The organism is Shigella sp. FC1544 (genome assembly GCF_001722145.1).
In the GTDB taxonomy this organism is placed as follows: domain Bacteria; phylum Pseudomonadota; class Gammaproteobacteria; order Enterobacterales; family Enterobacteriaceae; genus Escherichia; species Escherichia coli.
The window spans coordinates 1-635 of sequence record NZ_MECT01000392.1; the positions used below are offsets into that span (position 1 = coordinate 1).

At 48.0% G+C, this 635-nt stretch carries 1 protein-coding gene and 1 pseudogene; one reads left to right on the forward strand and one right to left on the reverse strand.

What is annotated here, in order from left to right; all coding sequences use genetic code 11:
• A pseudogene (locus tag BGK49_RS31715) lies at nucleotides 1-269 on the forward strand (transposase); the annotation flags it as partial.
• 26 nt (nucleotides 270-295) lie between these two features.
• Here BGK49_RS31715 and BGK49_RS17020 read toward each other — a convergent pair.
• Nucleotides 296-635: integrase core domain-containing protein (locus BGK49_RS17020; RefSeq protein ID WP_032232706.1), on the reverse strand; the 340-nt coding region annotated here is incomplete at its 5' end.

Below are 635 nucleotides of genomic sequence, written 5' to 3' on the forward strand. Positions count from 1 at the left end.
ACATTGAATCAATCAATGTAAGCAATATTAAGTGTCTATACCGATTACTTGATGATCAGGTTGTGTTGAATAAACGCGCATTCTTCGGTGCTTTTTTAAACTTTTGGGGATTTAAATTCCTATCGATGGACATGAATGCAGGCTATATAAGAGCAGCGCGCATCCACTTACCCAATGCGGTTGAGAAAATAGCCTTCGATCGCTTTCATGTGGCGAAACAACCGGGTGAGGTGGTGGATAAAACCCGCCAGAATGAACCGCCCCGGGTTTCCTGGAGAGTGTTTTATCTGTGAACTCAGGCTGCCAGATCATCGTTTCCGATGGAAGCATAATAAGCTTTTTCTGCTTCTGCCGGAGGAGTATGGCCCAGCCTTTCCAGCAATCGTCGATTGTTATACCAGTCCACCCACGTGAGTGTGGCCAGTTCCACTTCTGCACGGTTTTTCCAGCTCTTACGGTGTATTACCTCCGCTTTGTAAAGACCATTGATGCTCTCCGCCATCGCGTTGTCATACGAGTCGCCTGTACTTCCTGTTGATGCCAGTAATCCGGCTTCCTTAAGCCGCTGTGTGTAGGCCAGCGATACATACTGAGAACCTTTATCACTGTGATGGACCGTGCCGGACGGTCGACGG